This is a genomic window from Neobittarella massiliensis (ex Bilen et al. 2018) (assembly GCF_014269355.1).
GTDB classification, from domain to species: Bacteria; Bacillota; Clostridia; order Oscillospirales; family Ruminococcaceae; genus Neobittarella; species Neobittarella massiliensis.
Map to the genome: position 1 here is coordinate 38323 of NZ_JACOGI010000003.1, position 18332 is coordinate 56654.

The window sequence follows — 18332 nt, forward strand, 5'->3', positions numbered from 1 at the left end:
GTTAGTTATCCTCCTTCTCGGCATTTTGAGCAGCCAGCACTGCCTGGCGGCTCTTTTTAAATACCAGTTCGTAGATGACAAGGCCGGCTGCCGGCACTGCCAGACCGATCAGGGAAGTGACCGGGTCCTCGATCAGGGTGTTGATAAGCAGGCCAATGGTGATGAGGATGGTGACGATCACCAGCACCGGATAGCCCCACACCTTGTACGGTCGCTCCATATGGGGATATTTTTTGCGCAGCCGAATGACTGCATAGAAGATGAGCGTGTTAAACAGCATGCCGCTGAAAGCCACCAGGCTGGTCAGCTGATTGAGGTCGCGGGCCATCACCAGAGCAATAGACACGATGGCCGAGGCGATCTGGGCGTTGACCGGCGTTTTGTACTTGGGGTGCAGCTTGCCCACGCTCTTAAAGAAAGCGCCGTCTTTGGCCATAGCGTAGTAGGAGCGGGGGAACACCATCACACAGCCGTTGAGGGCACTGAAGATGGCCACCACCATAGCTGAGCCCACCACGATCATGCCCAGATTGCCAAACAGCTCTTTGGCGGCCTGGGTGCCCAGAAAAAAGTCGCCGTTGGCCAGCATCGTCTCGATGGTGGCGTAGGGGACGGTGCGGTAGATAGCCAGGTTAAACAGTACGTAGACCACCATGACGCCGCAGATGGAGATGATAATAGCCAGCGGCAGATTGCGGCGGGGATTTTTGATCTCCTCGCTGATGGTGTTCAGGTTGGTCCAGCCCTCGTAGGCCCACAGTGTAGCCACTACGCCAAAGGCGATCATGCCGCAGAGCTGGAACACGCTGGGATTGGAAGCGGGCATGGGGCTTAAATTGGGGGTCTGCTTGCCCATAAACAGACCACAGAGAATGATGGCCGCGATGGGCAGCAGCTTGAGCACCATAAAGATATTCTGGATGATGCTGCCCATCTTGATACCGAACACATTGATCACCGTGAGCAGGAGGATCATACCGATGGCGATGATCTTACAGCCCAGCGCACTGATGGGCACCAGGCTGGATATGGCCTCGGGAAAGGCAATGGCCAGCCCGGCGATCGAGCCCGAAGAGCCCAATATAAAGTTTGAAAAACCGCTCATAAAAGCGGTGCGCTCACCGTACGCCTCGCGCAGGTACACATAGCCGCCGCCGGCTTTGGGCATCATAGCCCCCAGCTCGGCGTAGCAGATGCCCGAGGCCAGGATCACCAGGCCGCCGATCACCCACACGATCAGGGCCAGACCCTGACTCATGCCCGCGCGCATCAGCACATAGCTGCCCAGGTAGAAGATACCCGAGCCGATCATAATGCCGCCCAGCACCGAGACGCCGCCGAACAGCCCCACTTCGCGCTTGAACTCGGTCTTTTCAGACTGCAGCTCCTTTAAGTGGGTATCCTGTGTGTTTGCCATAAGAAAAAACATCCTTTCTCCCGGCGCGGATGCGCGCCGCTACTCCTCTTTTTACCTACACGGCAAAATAAAAAAGCTGCACCCCACCGATGCAACTTTTCCATAGGCCCTGCGGGCATATAGCCGTTTTCACCGATAGCGCCTCTGTTAAAAAACAGGAGTCACAGAGATGTTTTCCCTGCGCCCAACTGACCTGCCGCGCCCGGCAGACAGTTTCGGCAATTTGGCCTTTTCCGCGGCGTCACCGGGTGCCCCCTGTGCCGCGGTACTCATCCGCACTGCGCCTCTACCAACTTTTCTGGTACAAATATACCATACCGGGGCCAGCTTGTCCAGCTGTCAGCAGCCCCATTTTGACCATGAGCGCCACAAAGTGACAAAATACTATCACCCCAGCGATCCCCTATGTCGTCGAGTGCTGATGGGATGGCGCTCTCACCGGGCCGGCGCCCCCGACCAGTAGGCGCCAGCCGCTGCCTCTACTTTTGTTTGCCCGCATGATACGGCCCATTTTGTCCCATACTACCGGACGAGGGGAGGTGCGCCCATGCGCCCGGAACAAAAGACCTTTTGGAAGAGTTTCTTCCTAAGCCTGGCCGCTATTGGGCTGGTATTTGGACTGTCGTGGTTGCTGTTTATGCCCAAACAGGAAAAGCCGGCAGCATCTGACGCCCAGCAGGCAGCGGCTGACACCGATACTGCCGACGATGTAAATATCCTGTTTTTGCACCGCACCGACCGGCGGGGATTGCCCCAGAGCTGCCAGCTGGTGCGCATCTCCCCCGCACAGGGGCAGTTGCTGGTGACCAATATTCCCCTGTCGTGGAAGGTACAGTTCGGCACTCGCACCGGCGACCTGCGCCAGGCGTATGCCTATAATGGGGTGGGCCAGTTTATCGAGAGTCTGCAGCAGCTCACCGGTCTAAAGACCGACTACTATGTTGATCTGACCGATGCCTCGCTGATCGCTCTGTCCGACAGTTTTGGACCGGTAGACTTTGACGTACACGAAAACATCTACCACTACAGTGAGCAGAGCGGTCTGCTGCAGTTCAAACTGCTCTACGGGCGGCAGCGGCTCGACGGCAGCCGCTGCCTGGGGTATCTCTCTTACTGCGGTCTGCAGGGGCAGGAAAAAGATACCCTGCGCCTACAGCTCATCAAGGCCTATATCGAACACTATTTTAACCGCGACGAAGTCGAGCGTTTGGCCGATACCTTTACCGGGGTAGCCGACAACATCGAGACCGATATCGCCTCCATCGATATCCCCGATCTACAGGCCGCTCTGCGCGAGGTGTTGGTTACCGGCTCCAGCACAGTGACCACACCACAGATCTACTGCGACGAAAATGGCGACTATCAGCCCGACCTGCACGGCAGCGTACTGCGGGACTACTTTGGAGTGGGCCTCCAAAAAGAGACACCTACTGTGTCGTCACCCGACTAACAGTTGAGCAGATCTGCTCTAACTCCGTATCTCTCACCTCAATAAAAGCCCCCGGCACAGGCAAAGTAAGCTGTGCCGGGGGCTTTTACGAGTCATTTTCGGCGGCGACAGGCGCTTTCTATCTGCGCCAGCAGCTGCCCTAATACCTCTTTTATTTTCCGGGCGATCTCTTTATAATCCACCTGAGCAAAATCGGTGCAGTCGACCGGGATCACTGGCCCCCGTACGGCAAAGCGGTCAAAGCCGCGGGTCTGCACACCAGCGGTAAAGGCTGCTAATCCCATAGGCACATAGGGCGGCGGGGGTCCTACTTCGGGGTAGACAGCATTCACCACATGGCCGCGGTGGCGCTGTGGTGACTTGTCGCGGGCAATAAAGCGATGGTACAGTACCTCGATATCGCCGCCAAAACGCACCGTCACTGCCCGACAACCATACCGATCCAGCAGCTGCGTCAGTGGCTGGATCGAGCTGTCTTCAAAGTTGTTCTCCAAAATAAAGCTGTTTTGGGCTTCTAGCTGGCGCGCGGCAAAATCGAGCAAGACTGCCTGTGCTGCTGCGCCCAACGCCACTTTCTGTCGCCTGCTCTCAAAGCCCAACTGATCGAAGAGCAACTCTTTTACGCCATCTTTAGATAGGCAGGGCAGCTGCCAGGCACTGCCTAGCCAGCAGGCAAAACGGGTCTTGCCCGCTGCCGGTATACCCGCCACCAAGATCGCACATCCACCGCTTATGCCAGAACCGGGCTCAAAGTCTTTTTGAGGAGGCACAGCGGTGTTCATTTGAATACCACGAAAGTAATGCCCAAATTCATACGTCCCATATCGCTGTCTCCGGCCAAAAAATAGTATTTGGCCAACGCGCGCTGGGTATCGGCATCGAACAGGGTAAAGTCTTCGCCGTAGATCACCGCCTGCAGTTCGCCATCGGCCAGTTTTTCGCCCAGCCGCTGGCGCACTGCCTTTTTGATCTTGCCGCCTTTGCCGCTGGAGCCGTAGCCGTGGATAAATTTGAGCACTTTACAGCCGCTCTTCCTCGAGCGCTCCAGTGCGCGTTCCATGTGTTCCAGCGCCTCTTTTACAAAGGGGCGGCCCTCTTCTAAATTTACTGTATCCACTGCCAATGTCCGCCCCTCCTCTGGTATGCAGTCAACTCTCGGCCCGCTGAAAGTAGATCTGCACCGTGGACTGCTCCTCGTTGAGGTAGTACGAGTAAGCGTAGCTCAGCTGTACGTCGTATAGCCGGTAGTTGATATCACCCAGCAGCCGACCCATGGCGTTGCGCGACTCCACCAGCTCCAAAGCCTGCTCTTTACTGCCAAAACGCAGCTCCAGATAATCCTCACCGGCGGCGATGTTCTGGGCCGCAACCTCGGCGGCCCGGTCGGCGATCTGCTCAAAATCAGCAGCCTGCAACCCGTTTTTCACATAGTAGTTGAGCGCCTGCTCGCTGCAGTCGGGCAGGGGATAGTTCTCGCTATCGTCGATCTGGTGGTCGCGCAAAATATCGGCGGTGGTAATATTTTGATAAGTGTGGTTGCGCACCCCTTGTTCCTGCTCAGAGCTCTCGAACTGAATGTCGTTCCAGGTCGGGTCCAGATGATAGTACGCCCCCTCCAGCTTGACGATATTCCAGCCGTGGCGCTCACCACGGCTCTCGCCCCGCACATATAGGCACTCCATGCCCGCCTGCTGAAACAGCAATTGAGCGGCCTTGGCATACCCCTGGCACACCGCCTGCCCCTGCACCAGCGCCCCGTAGGCGGTGTAAGCATCGGCACCAGCGGCCTGTTCGGTATCGTACTGCAGTGTGGCCGACAGATAGTCGCTGACGAACACGCTTCTTTCAAAATCACCCGGCTGCCCCTGCATCTGACTGTCGAGCTCTTCCAGTTTTTGCTGTAGCTGCGAGGACTGAGCCTCGATCTCGCCCCGGGTACCGCTGTAATCCAGCAGTACTTTCTTTACCCGCCCCGACTCGGTGCGGGTCACATAGCGATACCCCTCGATCCAAAAGTGCTCTGGCGAGTCGGAAAAATAGTAGCGGTATACCCGTTCCAGTTCTTCCGCAGTGATATCGCCCTTTATACGCACCTCGTCCTGCCGCGAGGCGACGGCGGTATACAGTGCGTCGTAGAGGACCTGCTCGTCACCACTGAGTTGGGTGCGGCCATATTTGGTCTCTAGTTTAGCGTCGATATCCTCACCCGCCACGATGGGGTCGGCCTCAGGCCCGAGCAGGCCCTCCACTTTGTCTCCCAGCTGACAGCCAGTCAGCGCTGTCAAGAGCAGCAGGGCCAGTAGGCTTACGAATAGGTGTCTGTAGCGGCGATGGCTGTTTTTTTGCAATGTGTCCTCCCAAGGTATCATACCCGCTGCCCAGCACGGTGTACCGAATAAATGGGCAAATAGGTAAAAGAAAAAACGGAGCGGAGCATCCGTTTTTTCTTTTGCGCCGTATAGTTTTGTCAATGGCAGGCTACTTCTCGTACTTCACCTTTTTAGGGGTGTACTTTTTCAGAGCCTCTTCGCTGATCTTTACTTCCAGACTGTCCTGTTTTTCCTGTACCAGCGTCTCGTACTCGGGCTGCTTCATTGCCGCTAACAGGCTAGTCTTGTAGCTGGCATACGCCTCGGGGTCGCTGTCGACCTCTACCCGCTGAAATACGTAGATGTACTGGGCCCCTTCGTAGTAGCCGTAGCTGCCCACCGCCGTGTCTTTCATGGCTTTCACGTACGCCAGCGGGAAGTTGGTGCCGTCCTCGCTGTAAGAGACATAGGTGGCGCCGATATAGTCGGCCCCCTCGCTCACGGTGTAGCCGCCCACCGGCAGGCACTGGGCCATCACGTCGCTGGCCACCTGGGCAAAGTCTTTGCCGCCATTGGCATCGGTCACGCCCTGCTGAGCGTACCCCAGCATCTGGTTTACGCCGTCTTTACTAATGGAGGCGCTGTTGCTGTCGAGTTTTGGGATCTCAAAATAGCGGATGCGCATATAATTTTCTCTGGTGTAGGTGAGCAGTTCCTCGTCGGTCACTGCCTTTTCACCGCCCTCGCCGTACAGAGCATTAAACAGCTTGGTGGACTTGACGGCATTTTCTACGATGAGCTTATACGTGGCTTCGCTCACGCCGTTTTTCTCCATCACTTTTTGGCCTGAGGGCCAGTTCTGGGCCACAGCGGCATCGACGTAATCGCGATCGCTGTCGGTGAGCTCCAGCCCCTTTTCTGCAAACAGCTGCTCGACTGCCGCGTAGGAGGCGCAGTGGGTCTTGGTGCGGTCCACAATGTACTCAGAAGCGGTCTGATCACCGACTTTTTGCTTAAACAGGCTCTTTTCCGAGTCCTCTACCGCGCTGAGCGCCTCGCCATAGGCGGTGTACTGATAATACAGGTAGATACCGTCGGTGATCTTTACGTCGCCCACCGTGGCCACGGTGCCAAAATGGGTGCCAAAGGTACAGCCGGCCATCACCAAGCTCAGTACCAGCGCCAGCGGTGCCAGCAGCTTTTTCTTTATCGACATTTCTAGGTCTCCCCCTCGACGCCGGCGGGCTGCCGGCGGGAATTTTTAACATTCTGCAGGGCCCTATGGCCCCATAATACTTTGCCTGTTATTATAGCAATTTTCGCGCCCGGTGTAAAGGCAAACCTAGCCAGCTATAGCCGGCTAGACGGCTATTTCTCCATCAGTGCCAACACTTTTTTGATCAGGTCGATAGGCTTTTGGCCCGCTGCCAGCCGCGCGGCCAAATATGGCTTTTGACCGGCGTTAAAGACGATATTCTTGGCGCCGGTGCCCCCCGAAAGCGCCCGCGAGATGCGGTCCATATCCGGCCGGCCTATATAGAAATAGATGGTATCTTCCCGCTGTACGATCTCGGTGATGTCGAGCCCTGCCGCCTGGTTGCGCAAAAGCGCCACGTCGATGAGTCCCAGCACGCTGCGCGGCGGGTCGGAAAAGCGGTCGATGATCTCGTCGAGCACATCGTCTGCCTCCTGCCGCGAGGCGATGGCAGCGATCTTTTTATAGATATCGATACGGCTGGGCAGGCTCTCGATATAGGTCTCGGGGATATAGGCGTCCACCTGGATATCTACCTGGCACTCCTCATTTTTGTACGGCCGCTCCTCGCCTTTTTTCTCGCTCACCGCCTCGGCCAGCAGGCGCAGGTACATATCGTAACCCACCGCCTCCATATGGCCGTGCTGTTGGGCCCCCAGCAGGTTGCCGGCGCCCCGCAGCTCCAGGTCGCGCATGGCGATCTTAAAGCCCGAGCCAAAACTGGTAAACTCGCGGATGGCTGTAAGCCGCTTAGAGGCGATCTCGGTGAGCACCTTGCCCCGCTTAAAGGTAAAGTAGGCAAAGGCCCGCTTGGTGGAGCGGCCCACCCGGCCGCGTATCTGATATAGCTGCGACAGACCCAGTCGGTCGGCGTCCTCGATAATGAGGGTGTTGCAGTTGGCCACGTCCACTCCGGTCTCGATGATGGTGGTGCAAACCAACACGTCGATGGTGCCGTCGAGCAGCTGTGACCACACCGACGACAGTTCCCGCTCGGTCATTTTACCGTGGGCAAAAGCCACGCTGGCCCCGGGGACCATCTGGGCGATCTTGGCCGCCCGGCTCTCGATCGATTCCACCTTGTTATACAGATAGTAGACCTGGCCGCCACGGCGCAGCTCCTTTTTGATGGCGTCGGCCACCAGCACGTCGCTGTGTTCCACCACATAAGTCTGGATGGGGTGGCGGTCCTGGGGCGCCTCGTCGATGATGGAGATGTCGCGGATGCCCGACATGGCCATGTTCAGGGTGCGGGGGATGGGGGTGGCCGACAGCGTCAGCAGATCGATCCCCTTAAACGCCTCTTTGAACCGCTCTTTGTGAGCCACGCCAAAGCGCTGCTCCTCGTCGATGATGGCCAGTCCCAGGTCTTTAAACTTTACATCTTTTTGGATGAGGCGGTGAGTGCCCACCACGATATCCACCTCGCCGGTGCGCAGTTGACGGATGATCTCGCGCTGTTGCTTGGCATTGCGAAAGCGCGAGAGCAGCTCTACCTTTACCGGGAAGTCGCCGATGCGCTTGAGCAGGTTCTGATAGTGCTGCCAAGCCAGGATGGTGGTTGGCACCAAGATCGCGCACTGCTTGGAGTCGAGCACACATTTAAATGCAGCCCGCAGCGCCACTTCGGTCTTGCCAAAGCCCACGTCACCGCACAAAATGCGGTCCATGGGGCGAAGAGACTGCATATCCTGTTTGATCTCCTGGATGCATCGCAGCTGATCGTCGGTCTCGGCGTACTCGAAGCGCTCTTCAAATTCTCGCTGCCAGTCGTTGTCCGCAGAGAAGGCGAAGCCTTTGGCCTGAGCGCGGGAGGCATACAGTGCGATGAGTTCGTCAGCCATGTCGCGCACTGAGGCGTATACTCGCTGTTTGGTCTTCTGCCACTCGGTGGAGTGCAGCCGGTTGAGCTTTACCCGCTTATCCTCTTTGGGACCGATGTATTTCGACACCAGATCGAGCTGGGTCACCGGAACGAACAGCACGTCTTTGCCCGAGTACTTGATCTTTAAATAGTCCTTTTTTACCCCCTGTATCTCCAGCTGGGTCACCCCGTCGAACTGGCCGATACCGTGGGCGATGTGCACCACGTAGTCGCCTTTGGTGATGTCCTCCAGCGAAGTTATAGCGTCTTTTTTGCGCACCTTTTTGGCCCGGCGCTTACCGGCACCCACATTGGTCTGCAGATAGGTGATGACCCCTACTCGCAGTTCGGGGTACTCAAAGCCCGCCGACAAGCTGCCGGTGGCCACGTATATCCGCCCGGCCACGATATCTTTGCCGCTCTCGGTATACTGGGCGCTATAGCCGTCTTTTTGCAGATCGTGGGCCAGCGTGCGGGCTGATTTTTCGGTGCCGGCCAAAATTAACAGGCAGTAGCTCTTTTCCAACTGGCCGTCAATCTCCTCGCGCAGCATCTGCATCTGGCCGCTCCAGCAGGAGGTAGAGATAGCGGTAAAATCGATCAGATCTTTTAAGGCAAAGTCGGGGATGGGGCGGGAAAAAGTCTCTAAAAAGGCGGTGCGCCGCCGGCCCAACTGCCCCAGCAGATAACCCTTATCACCGCAAAAAGTGGTGAGTTTTTCTACCAGTAGCCCCTCTTCCAGGAGCGTTTGGATATCCTCTCCCATCTGCCACAGAAAGTTGTCGAGCTCTACCAAAATATCGTTTAGCTCACTGGTAAATACCACTGCGTCTTCTAAATAGTCAAATAGCGTTGCTCCTTGCGGGTAACACAGGCCGATATAGCGGTCGATGTCCACGATCTCCACACCGTTTTGTGCCCGCTCGATATCTGCCGCCAGCTGCTCGTTTTTCTGCTTGGCGGCCAGTTTTTGCAGCCGCTTTACCAGGTCTTCCGGCTCCTGTATAAGCACCTCTTTGGCCGGGGTGATGGCTATCTTCTCCAGCTGGTCGGTGCGCCGCTGGCTCAGTAGGTCGAAGGTACAGATGGTATCGATCTCGTCGCCCCAGTACTCCAGGCGCAGCGGCTGCGCCGCCTGCGGGGGAAAGATATCCAGAATGCCGCCCCGCAGTGAAAATTGACCTGGACCATCTACCTGCGGCCGGCGAATATATCCGCTGGCCACCAGCCGCGCAGCCAGCTGCTGTACCGGCAGCTCGTCGCCCTGACCCACCTCAAAACTGTTTTGCCGGTAAAGCTGCGGTGGTATCGTGTGTTGCAGCGCCGCCGGGGCGGTGGTCACCACAATCTTACAGCTGCCGTCGAGTATGCCACCCAGCACTGCCAGGCGACTGTACTCAAATTCCCGCGAGGCCCCCTCGATAGGCCGAAATACAAAATCTTTTTGCCGATACACCTGGGCCAGCAGGCTGCCGTACATGTTGTTTATGTTGTCACAGGTGCGCTCGGCCGAGCGCTCGTCAGGGCAGAGCAGCAAAAACTGCCCGCCCAGGTCGCAGTAAGCGGCCATGGCCAGGTTGGATTTGTGCACCGTAGACAGCCCGTACCCCGCTATAGGGGTATTTTCGTCTTTCAGTGCGTCTTTTAACCTTTGATAGGGTCCCGAGTTCTGCAGGATACTGTGAAAAAATTCCATGGTGCGCCTCTAGCTGTTGTAGCGGTTCATGGCCTCGCCGATATTGTCCTGCAACACCAGCTGTACGGTGTCCAGGCAGGGCTCGGCCAATTCCTCGATGCGGCGGCGCTCGCTCTCGGTAAAGCGGGAGAGCACCCAGTCGGCCAGGTCGTAGCGGGGGTCGGGCTTTTTGCCGATACCCACCTTGATACGCGGAAACGCCTCGCTGTCCAGGCAGTAACTGATATCGCGGATACCGTTGTGCCCGCCGTGCGATCCCTTACGCCGGATGCGCATCTTGCCTATCTCCAGCGAGATATCATCAAAGATGACCAGCACTTTTTCCGGTGGGATCTGATAGTAGTTGCAGGCCTCCAGCACGCTGTGGCCCGAGAGGTTCATAAAGGTCTGAGGCATTAACAGCAGCACCTTTTTTCCGTTTATCTGCACGCTGCCACATTTGCCCTGAAAACGGGCCCGATCGATCTTGACTCCCAGTTGATCGGCTATCTTCTCCATCAGTATAAAGCCGGTGTTGTGCCGGGTATTTTGATATTTGGGTCCGGGGTTGCCAAGGCCCACCACACACAGGTCAAATTGGGGCCGCGAAAACAGTGCCACGATAAAAGTCCCTCCTACTTCCCCATCTGGGGGCGTTTAGCTGGTTTATATGCGGGCAAATTTTATCGCCGCGCTGCCCATTGGGTAAGCCCGGTTTAAGTATGACACTGATCTTTCAGCTCATTGTGTCACGGTGCCGCCCAAAAATTTGCCAAAAAGCGGCGAAACGCCTATTGGCGGACCGGTGAAAAACACCGCCCCGCCAATTGCTATGTATACCTGTATGTCGCTCGTCTTCTGCGCTAGGTGCCTCAGCCGAGCTGGCCCGGCGGCACTGCACTCAGACAAACAGCGTCGACACCGGTTTGTCAGAGTAGATGCGGGCGATGGCCTCGGCAAATACGGGGGCCACCGGCAGCACTTTGATCTTATCCAGCTGCTTTTCTTTGGGCAGCGGGACGGTGTCTAAAAACACCAGCTCTTTGATGGGGCTCTCTTTGATGCGCTCGATAGCCGGGCCGGAGAGCACCGCATGGGTGGCGCAGGCGTATACCTCTTTGGCGCCTTTCTCGATCAGCGCTTTGGCGCCGTTACACAGGGTGCCGGCGGTGTCGATCATGTCGTCGACCAAGATGATGCGCTTGTCTTTCACGTCGCCGATGATATTCATCACTTCCGACACATTGGCCTTCTGGCGGCGCTTGTCGACAATGGCGATGGGGAAATCCAGTTTCTGGGCGAAGTTGCGGGCACGGGTCACCGAGCCGAAATCGGGCGACACTACCACCACGTCGTCGGCGCCGGCAAACTTCTTTTCAAAGTACGGGGCCAGCAGCGGCACGCCCAACAGGTGATCTACCGGGATGTCGAAGAAGCCCTGCAGCTGAGCGGCGTGCAGGTCCATGGTCAGCACCCGGTCGGCGCCGGCGGCGGTGATCAGGTCGGCCACCAGCTTGGCCGAGATGGGGTCGCGGGCCTTGGACTTGCGGTCCTGCCTGGCGTAGCCAAAGTAGGGGATGACCGCCGTCACCCGGCCGGCCGAGGCCCGTTTAAAGGCGTCGATCATGATGAGCATCTCCATCAGGTGGCGGTTGACCGGCGCACAGGTAGACTGCACTACAAAGACGTCTGAGCCGCGGACCGACTCGTGGATTGCCACCGAGATCTCGCCGTCAGAAAACTGCCCTACGTCGGATTTGCCCACCGGCAGCCCCAGATACTCGGCAATCTCTCCGGCCACCTTGGGGTTGGAGTTCGCGGTAAAAATCTTGATGTCTTTCCCGTGTATGTTCATAATTTTTCCCCTATCTTAAAATCAAGTCTATCCCTTATCCGGCGGGACACGGTCCGCCGTTTCTCCCCTTTTTGATAGCGGCCGGCTACTTCTCCTCTTTTTGGGTCCGCTGTTTCTTGATGCGGGCCGCCAGCTTTTTGCTGGCCCACCCCTCGATATTTTTCTGGTATCCGCGCTCGATAGCCAGCGAGCCGGCGGGCACGTCCTCAGTGATGGTAGAACCGGCGGCGGTATAGGCCCCCTGCCCCACCTTTACCGGCGCCACCAGGTTGGTGTTGCAGCCGATAAACGAGTCGCTCTCGATGGTAGTGCGAAACTTGTTAGACCCGTCGTAATTGACGGTGACGCAGCCGCAGCCGAAGTTGACCCGGTCGCCCACATCGCTGTCGCCCACATAGGTCAGGTGGGCAATGCTGGTCTTTTCGCCCACGGTGGAGTTTTTCACCTCTACAAAGTTACCCACCTTGGCCATGTCACCGATATGCGAATTGGGCCGCAGCTGCACGAACGGACCCATGCGCACCCCGCTGCCCACGGTGGCATTTTGCATCTGGGTGCTGTTGATGATGCTGTCGTCGCCGATGACCGAATCGTCGATGAGCGAGTTGGGGCCGACGATGCAGCCGCCACCGATGACCGAGCGACCTTTGACGATGGTCCCGGGCAGCACTTTGGTATCGGGGCCGATCTGGCAGTCGGGTGACAGCACTACGCCGTCACAGCTGACAAACTCTACCCCCTCGTCCATCATCCGCTCGATGACCCGCTGCCGGGCAATCTGGTTGAGTTTGTACAGACTGCGCCGATCGTTGGCCCCCAGCACCACATCATCGCTGGCGGCGGCAAAGCTCCCGGCCCCGCGGCCCATCTCGACGAGCAGCGCCACCGAGTCAGTCAGGTAGTACTCGCCCTGGGCATTGTCATTTTTTAAGCTGTCGAGCACCTCTAACAGGTCGCCGGTCTTGAACCAGAAAGCGCCGGAATTGACCTCTTTTATAAGCAGCTGCTCAGGGGTGGCGTCTTTTTGCTCCACAATTGCCGCTATCTTGCCATCGCTCCCTTTTACGATGCGGCCATAGCCGGTGGGGTCGCTCAGCTCGGCGGTGATCACAGTGACTGCGTCGCCGCTCTGCACGTGCGCCTGCAGCGAGCGGCGGATGGTGTCGGCGTCGATAAAAGGGGCGTCTCCACATAAAATCAGGGTATGCCCATTGGTACGCGAAGATAAAAATACTCTCCCCTGCATCACAGCATGCCCTGTTCCCAGTCTCTCTTTTTGCAGCACCGTGGTCACATCGTCACCCAACACGTCGATGACCTGCTGGCTGCCGTTGCCCACCACGGCACATATGTCCTGTATATCGGCCTCGCGCAGCGCATCGACGACCCAGTTGATCATCGGCTTAAAAAGCACCTCGCAGAGCACCTTGGGTTTTTTCGAGCGCATGCGTTTGCCTTCGCCGGCAGCCAGCACCACTGCGCTGATGGTTTGCTCCATTACTTTTCCTCCCACACAAAACGCGCCGATAAGGCGCTATCTCTCATGGCGGTGAGCCAAAACATCTGCTCGCGGTCTGCCCGATCTCTTTTCACGACCTAAAACAGCCCAAAAGCGGGCGCACTGCACCCGCGGAAACAACAATTTTTTGTGAAATAGGCAGACGTCCGACCCAGTTTGTATATATAATTATTACAATTTTAAAACTTTTTTGCAAGTCCTTTTTGATTTGCTGGGGAAAATATATGGAAACTACACAATATTTGCCCGCCAAATCAATTTGGGTATAGCAAATAGAGGTCCCATTTGTTATAATGATAGGCATAGACAAAGGGTCTAAAGCATATGAACAATCAGCGACGCACTCTGTGCAGATTTTAACCCCGCGAGAAATCCGCTTGCGAGGAGATGTCTGCATGGGTATTTTGCTGTCTGTTTGTGTGGATGTAAAAATATCAGGAGGTAGATATTTGTGAGCACAAAATTTGTGTACAAATTTTCCGAGGGCAACGGCACTATGCGCGAGCTCTTGGGCGGCAAAGGTGCCAACCTGGCCGAGATGACCAACCTGGGCATGCCGGTGCCCCAGGGCTTCACCGTCACCACCGAGGCCTGCACCCAGTACTACAAAGACGGCAAACAGATCAACGAGGATATCCGGAACGAGATCTTCGCCAATCTGGCTGATTTTGAGAAACTGGTCGGCAAAAAATTCGGCGACCCCGAGAACCCGCTGCTGGTCTCTGTCCGCTCCGGCGCCAGAGCTTCTATGCCCGGCATGATGGACACCATCCTCAACCTGGGCCTCAACGACGAGGTGGTCGAGGGCTTTGCCAAGTTCACGAACAACCCCCGTTTCGCCTACGATTCCTATCGCCGCTTCATCCAGATGTTCTCCGACGTGGTCATGGAGCTGCCCAAACCCGAGTTCGAGAAGATCATCGACCAGAAGAAAGAGGAGCGCGGTGTCGTTCAGGATACCGAGCTGGATGCCGACGACATGAAAGATCTGGTCGTCCGTTTCAAAGCTTTCTACAAAGAGAAGAAAGGCACCGACTTCCCCGCTGACCCCAAGGTCCAGCTGATGGAGGCCGTTAAAGCCGTGTTCCGCTCTTGGGACAATCCCCGCGCCAATGTCTACCGCCGCATGAATGAGATCCCCTACGACTGGGGCACCGCTGTCAACGTACAGATGATGGTATTCGGTAACTCCGGCGACAACTCCGGTACCGGCGTTGCCTTTACCCGCAACCCCGCCACCGGCGAGAAAGCGCTGTTCGGCGAGTACCTGATCAACGCTCAGGGCGAAGACGTGGTCGCCGGCGTACGCACTCCGTTCCCCATCTCTCACCTGAAAGAGGATATGCCCGAGGTGTACGACCAGTTTGCCGCTATCGCCGACCGACTGGAGAAACATTACCGCGACATGCAGGACATGGAGTTTACCATCGAGAATGGTCAGCTGTTCATGCTGCAGACCAGAAACGGCAAACGCACCGCCGCTGCCGCTCTGAAGATCGCTGTCGACCTGGTCGACGAAGGCATGATCTCTGAGAACGAAGCTGTCCTGCGCGTTGAGCCCAAACAGCTGGATTCTCTGCTGCATCCCCAGTTCGACGCTGCCGAGCTAAAAAAAGCCGAGCTCATCGGCAAAGGTCTGGCCGCTTCTCCGGGCGCTGCCTGTGGTAAAGTCGTCTTTACCGCTGAGGACGCCAAAGAGTGGGCCGACCGCGGTGAGAAGATCGTTCTGGTCCGTCGCGAGACCTCTCCTGAGGATATCGAAGGCATGAACGTAGCTGAGGGTATCCTGACCGTTCGCGGCGGTATGACCTCCCACGCTGCTGTTGTTGCCCGTGGCATGGGTACCTGCTGTGTATCCGGCTGCGGCGAGATCGTCATGAACGAGGAAGCCAAAGAGTTTACCCTGGGTGGCAAGACCATCAAAGAGGGCGACTTCATCTCCATTGATGGCTCTACCGGCAACATCTACTACGGCGCCATCCCCACCAGCCCCGCTGCTATCTCTGGCGACTTCAGCCGTTTCATGGCTTGGGCCGACGCTGTGCGCAAGCTCAAAGTGCTGGCCAACGCCGACAATCCGCGCGACGCCAAGCAGGGCCGCGCTTTCGGTGCACAGGGTATTGGTCTGTGCCGTACCGAGCACATGTTCTTCGAGGAGACCCGTATCAAAGCCATGCGCGAGATGATCGTGGCCGAGAACACCGAGGACCGCAAAAAAGCGCTGGCCAAGATCGAGCCCTATCAGCAGGGTGACTTCGAGGCGCTGTACGAAGTGATGGAGGGCGACCCGGTAACCATTCGTTTCCTCGATCCCCCGCTGCACGAGTTCCTGCCCACCAAGGAAGAAGACATCAAAGAGATCGCCGACGAGCTGGGCATCACCGTTGAGAAGCTCAAGACCGTTATCGCCTCTCTGCACGAGTTCAACCCCATGATGGGTCACCGCGGCTGCCGCCTGGCTGTCTCCTACCCCGAGATCGCCGAGATGCAGACCACTGCCGTCATCAAAGCGGCTATCAACGTCACCAAGAAAGGCAAATTCTCGGTAAAACCCCAGATCATGATCCCGCTGGTCGGCGAGGTCAAAGAGCTGAAGTTTGTCAAAGACGTGGTCGTTGCCACCGCTGACAAGCTGATCGCCGAGTCGGGTATCGACCTCGAGTACGAAGTCGGCACCATGATCGAGATCCCCCGCGCTGCTCTGACTGCCGACGAGATCGCCACCGAGGCCGAGTTCTTCAGCTTCGGTACCAACGACCTCACCCAGATGACCTTCGGCTTTAGCCGTGACGACGCCGGCAAGTTCCTGGATTACTACTACGACAACAAAGTCTACGAGTCTGACCCGTTCGCTCACCTGGATCAGAAAGGTGTTGGCAAGCTGGTAGAGATGGCCGCCAAACTGGGCCGCCAGACCAGACCTGACATCCACCTGGGCATCTGCGGCGAGCACGGCGGCGATCCGACGTCAGTCGAGTTCTGCCACCGCGCCGGCCTAGACTATGTCTCCTGCTCGCCTTTCCGCGTGCCCATCGCCAGATTGGCCGCTGCTCAGGCTGCGCTGAAAGACTAAGTTTTTTAAACAGAGCGCCGGTGCCTGGCACCGAATAACTCTGTCTAGGTTTATCTACGTGAATAAAAGGCACCCGCCGTTTTAAACGTCGGGTGCCTTTTATTTATACTAAACCATTCTTTCTGTACCCTGCATTTGTGCTCAGCACTGTCTCACTCTTTTTTGCATACCAGTATTATCGGCAGATGCACGCTATCGAGGCAGCGATTCCTGTACAATCTGTAAAAAGTATATGAGATCTCTTGTTTCCACCTGCAGCAAGTAGTATGGTAAGATTGTAAAATTGTTCTACTTGTTTAACGAATAGGAGGGATCTCAATGGCTGATCAGATCAAACTAGCCGATATTGTGGTGGATTGCCCAGATGAACAGAAACTCTGCACGTTTTACCAGGAATTGCTGGGCTGGTCTCGCAGTGAGATGTTTGGACATCCGGCAGTGGTCAGCGAAAACGGCGTGATGTTTCTTTTTGTTCAGGAGGAAGACTATGTAGCTCCTGTCTGGCCAGAGGAACCTGATAAGCAGCAAAAACAGCTGCACTTTGACTTTCTGGTGCCCGATGTGGCGGCAGCTGTAGCTAAAGCAGAGCAGTTGGGGGCTATTAAGGCTACCGCTCAATTTGGCGGAGATCATTTCGTCACCATGTTCGACCCTGCCGGTCATCCGCTCTGTCTCTGCCTGGCAGATTGAGCAGCGAGCAGTTATAGCTGCTTATAAATCTACTGATAAGCAAAAAGTGGCGCTATATAAATATAGCGCCACTTTTATATTATAAGTATTTAACTCAGAAATTCGCCCCTACTATTGTATTCTTTGTCTAGATCTGCACCAATGCCTTCTTTAGCACTTGAGCGTGTAGCGGCCCTAGACCCCTCCTGACTAAAAAGTACTGAAGTGTCTCTTTCTACCCATATCTGCTGGCAACAGTTCAGAAAGTGGGGATTCGATGCTCCAGATAACCAATGGCAAGATAGTAATTGCTGATGATAAAAGCGCAGTCTCTCGACATTAAATATTCTGTGTTGTGAAAAATCGGGGTTTATATCCGGTTCGTGTCCATCGACGACTGCCTTTGTTCCTGCTGTATGCGCTCGTACAAGCATCTATACCTACAAGTATATAGAGCATATAGGACTTGTCTGTTTCTATTTTGTTGAAATACGCACATTTTGTACGGGTATTTTCCAAGACAGTGAGCGTATATCAGGAGATAGGGAAACACTTGACGACCAACCTATAATAATCTGCATACGCCTGTTTTGTACTAAAATTGTTTGCAATTATATTTAGAACAGGCCTGTTAAAGTAGTGGATCACACTGGAGATAACATCCCTGCGTCTTCCTCTCAATTGACCAATAGGCGCCGTTATCTCTGCACTGTTTTCTGGAATATGAAAGGGATACAGCAAGAATATTTATAGCTCCCACACATCATCTATCAGCGGATAGCACATCTCCTCGTGAAAGTCAGCGTCGGTCACTGCCGCACTCGGCAACTTGATATACTTCATCTCGGCTTCGGCCAGTACTTCCCCATCTAAGTCTCGTATCTCGGCGTGGCTCTTCACAAATCGTGAGTTGGCCATCTCTATAGAACCCTGTCCCAGCAGCGGCACCCCGTAGGGCACTGGTTTGCGGTATTTGGTCTGCAACGTCATGGTAACTGCCAACACCTCCGGCTCTACCACCCAGTAAGCGCGGAAACCCAACTCATCGAGCATAGCTGTGATCATACCTCCGTGTACCCGGCCGGGGTAGCTCTGGTGTTCGGGGCGGTAGCAAAAGCGTGTCATTACCGAGTCGTCTTCCATTACGTAAAACGGCGCCTGTACACCGAGTGGATTATCCATCCCGCAGATCACGCACATACGACTGTTGGCCTGCTTTTCTCTCACTCTCATTTTTTGACCTCCG

Annotated in this window: 13 protein-coding genes and 1 riboswitch; of the genes, 3 read left to right on the forward strand and 10 right to left on the reverse strand. The window is 56.0% G+C overall.

All coding sequences use genetic code 11. From position 1 onward, the window contains the following. Position 1 precedes the first annotated feature (1 nt). The gene (locus H8K20_RS12035) at positions 2-1417 is read right to left on the reverse strand and encodes an APC family permease (RefSeq protein WP_154866264.1); all 1416 of its coding nucleotides are present in this window, start codon (positions 1415-1417) and stop codon (positions 2-4) included. Positions 1418-1545: 128 nt separating this feature from the next. After that, a riboswitch (Lysine riboswitch) is annotated at positions 1546-1714 on the reverse strand. Between the two features lie 250 nt (positions 1715-1964). Here H8K20_RS12035 and H8K20_RS12040 point away from each other — a divergent pair. Then, positions 1965-2867 carry an LCP family protein gene (locus tag H8K20_RS12040; RefSeq protein ID WP_186488584.1) on the forward strand — a complete coding sequence of 301 codons (903 nt, stop codon included), beginning with the start codon at positions 1965-1967 and terminating at the stop codon, positions 2865-2867. Between the two features lie 92 nt (positions 2868-2959). On the opposite strand, the gene H8K20_RS12045 is transcribed toward H8K20_RS12040, so the two are convergent. The 8 genes from H8K20_RS12045 to glmU form a co-directional block, all read right to left on the reverse strand. Then, positions 2960-3577 (reverse strand): AAA family ATPase, encoded by a 618-nt coding sequence (locus tag H8K20_RS12045; RefSeq protein WP_341480860.1) that lies wholly within the window; start codon positions 3575-3577, stop codon positions 2960-2962. A gap of 68 nt (positions 3578-3645) precedes the next feature. Further along, positions 3646-3984 (reverse strand): Smr/MutS family protein, encoded by a 339-nt coding sequence (locus H8K20_RS12050; protein ID WP_475600693.1) that lies wholly within the window; start codon positions 3982-3984, stop codon positions 3646-3648. Between the two features lie 31 nt (positions 3985-4015). Then, positions 4016-5215: a transglutaminase domain-containing protein gene (locus H8K20_RS12055; protein WP_186488587.1), complete on the reverse strand. Its 1200-nt coding sequence runs from the start codon at positions 5213-5215 to the stop codon at positions 4016-4018. 130 nt (positions 5216-5345) lie between these two features. Further along, positions 5346-6392 (reverse strand): hypothetical protein, encoded by a 1047-nt coding sequence (locus tag H8K20_RS12060; RefSeq protein WP_105204643.1) that lies wholly within the window; start codon positions 6390-6392, stop codon positions 5346-5348. 152 nt (positions 6393-6544) lie between these two features. Next, positions 6545-9991: a transcription-repair coupling factor gene (gene mfd, locus H8K20_RS12065; protein ID WP_186488588.1), complete on the reverse strand. Its 3447-nt coding sequence runs from the start codon at positions 9989-9991 to the stop codon at positions 6545-6547. A 9-nt stretch (positions 9992-10000) separates the two neighbouring features. After that, the gene (pth, locus tag H8K20_RS12070; protein WP_341480851.1) at positions 10001-10591 is read right to left on the reverse strand and encodes an aminoacyl-tRNA hydrolase; all 591 of its coding nucleotides are present in this window, start codon (positions 10589-10591) and stop codon (positions 10001-10003) included. 280 nt (positions 10592-10871) lie between these two features. Next, entirely contained in the window at positions 10872-11825 is a 954-nt protein-coding gene (locus tag H8K20_RS12075) for a ribose-phosphate diphosphokinase (RefSeq protein ID WP_105204640.1), read from the reverse strand. An 85-nt stretch (positions 11826-11910) separates the two neighbouring features. After that, entirely contained in the window at positions 11911-13323 is a 1413-nt protein-coding gene (glmU, locus tag H8K20_RS12080) for a bifunctional UDP-N-acetylglucosamine diphosphorylase/glucosamine-1-phosphate N-acetyltransferase GlmU (RefSeq protein ID WP_186488589.1), read from the reverse strand. Between the two features lie 472 nt (positions 13324-13795). Between glmU and ppdK the strand changes: the two genes are divergently transcribed. Together ppdK and H8K20_RS12090 are read left to right on the forward strand one after the other, a co-directional pair. Further along, complete coding sequence (gene ppdK / locus H8K20_RS12085; RefSeq protein ID WP_186488590.1) at positions 13796-16417, forward strand: pyruvate, phosphate dikinase; 2622 nt, start codon at positions 13796-13798, stop codon at positions 16415-16417. Positions 16418-16735: 318 nt separating this feature from the next. Beyond that, on the forward strand, positions 16736-17107 hold the full coding sequence (locus tag H8K20_RS12090; protein ID WP_154866280.1) for a VOC family protein: 372 nt from the start codon (positions 16736-16738) through the stop codon (positions 17105-17107). 726 nt (positions 17108-17833) lie between these two features. Here H8K20_RS12090 and H8K20_RS12095 read toward each other — a convergent pair. Then, a complete protein-coding gene (locus H8K20_RS12095; protein ID WP_105204636.1) occupies positions 17834-18319 on the reverse strand; it encodes a PaaI family thioesterase in 486 nt (161 codons plus the stop codon). Between the last annotated feature and the right edge of the window lie 13 nt (positions 18320-18332).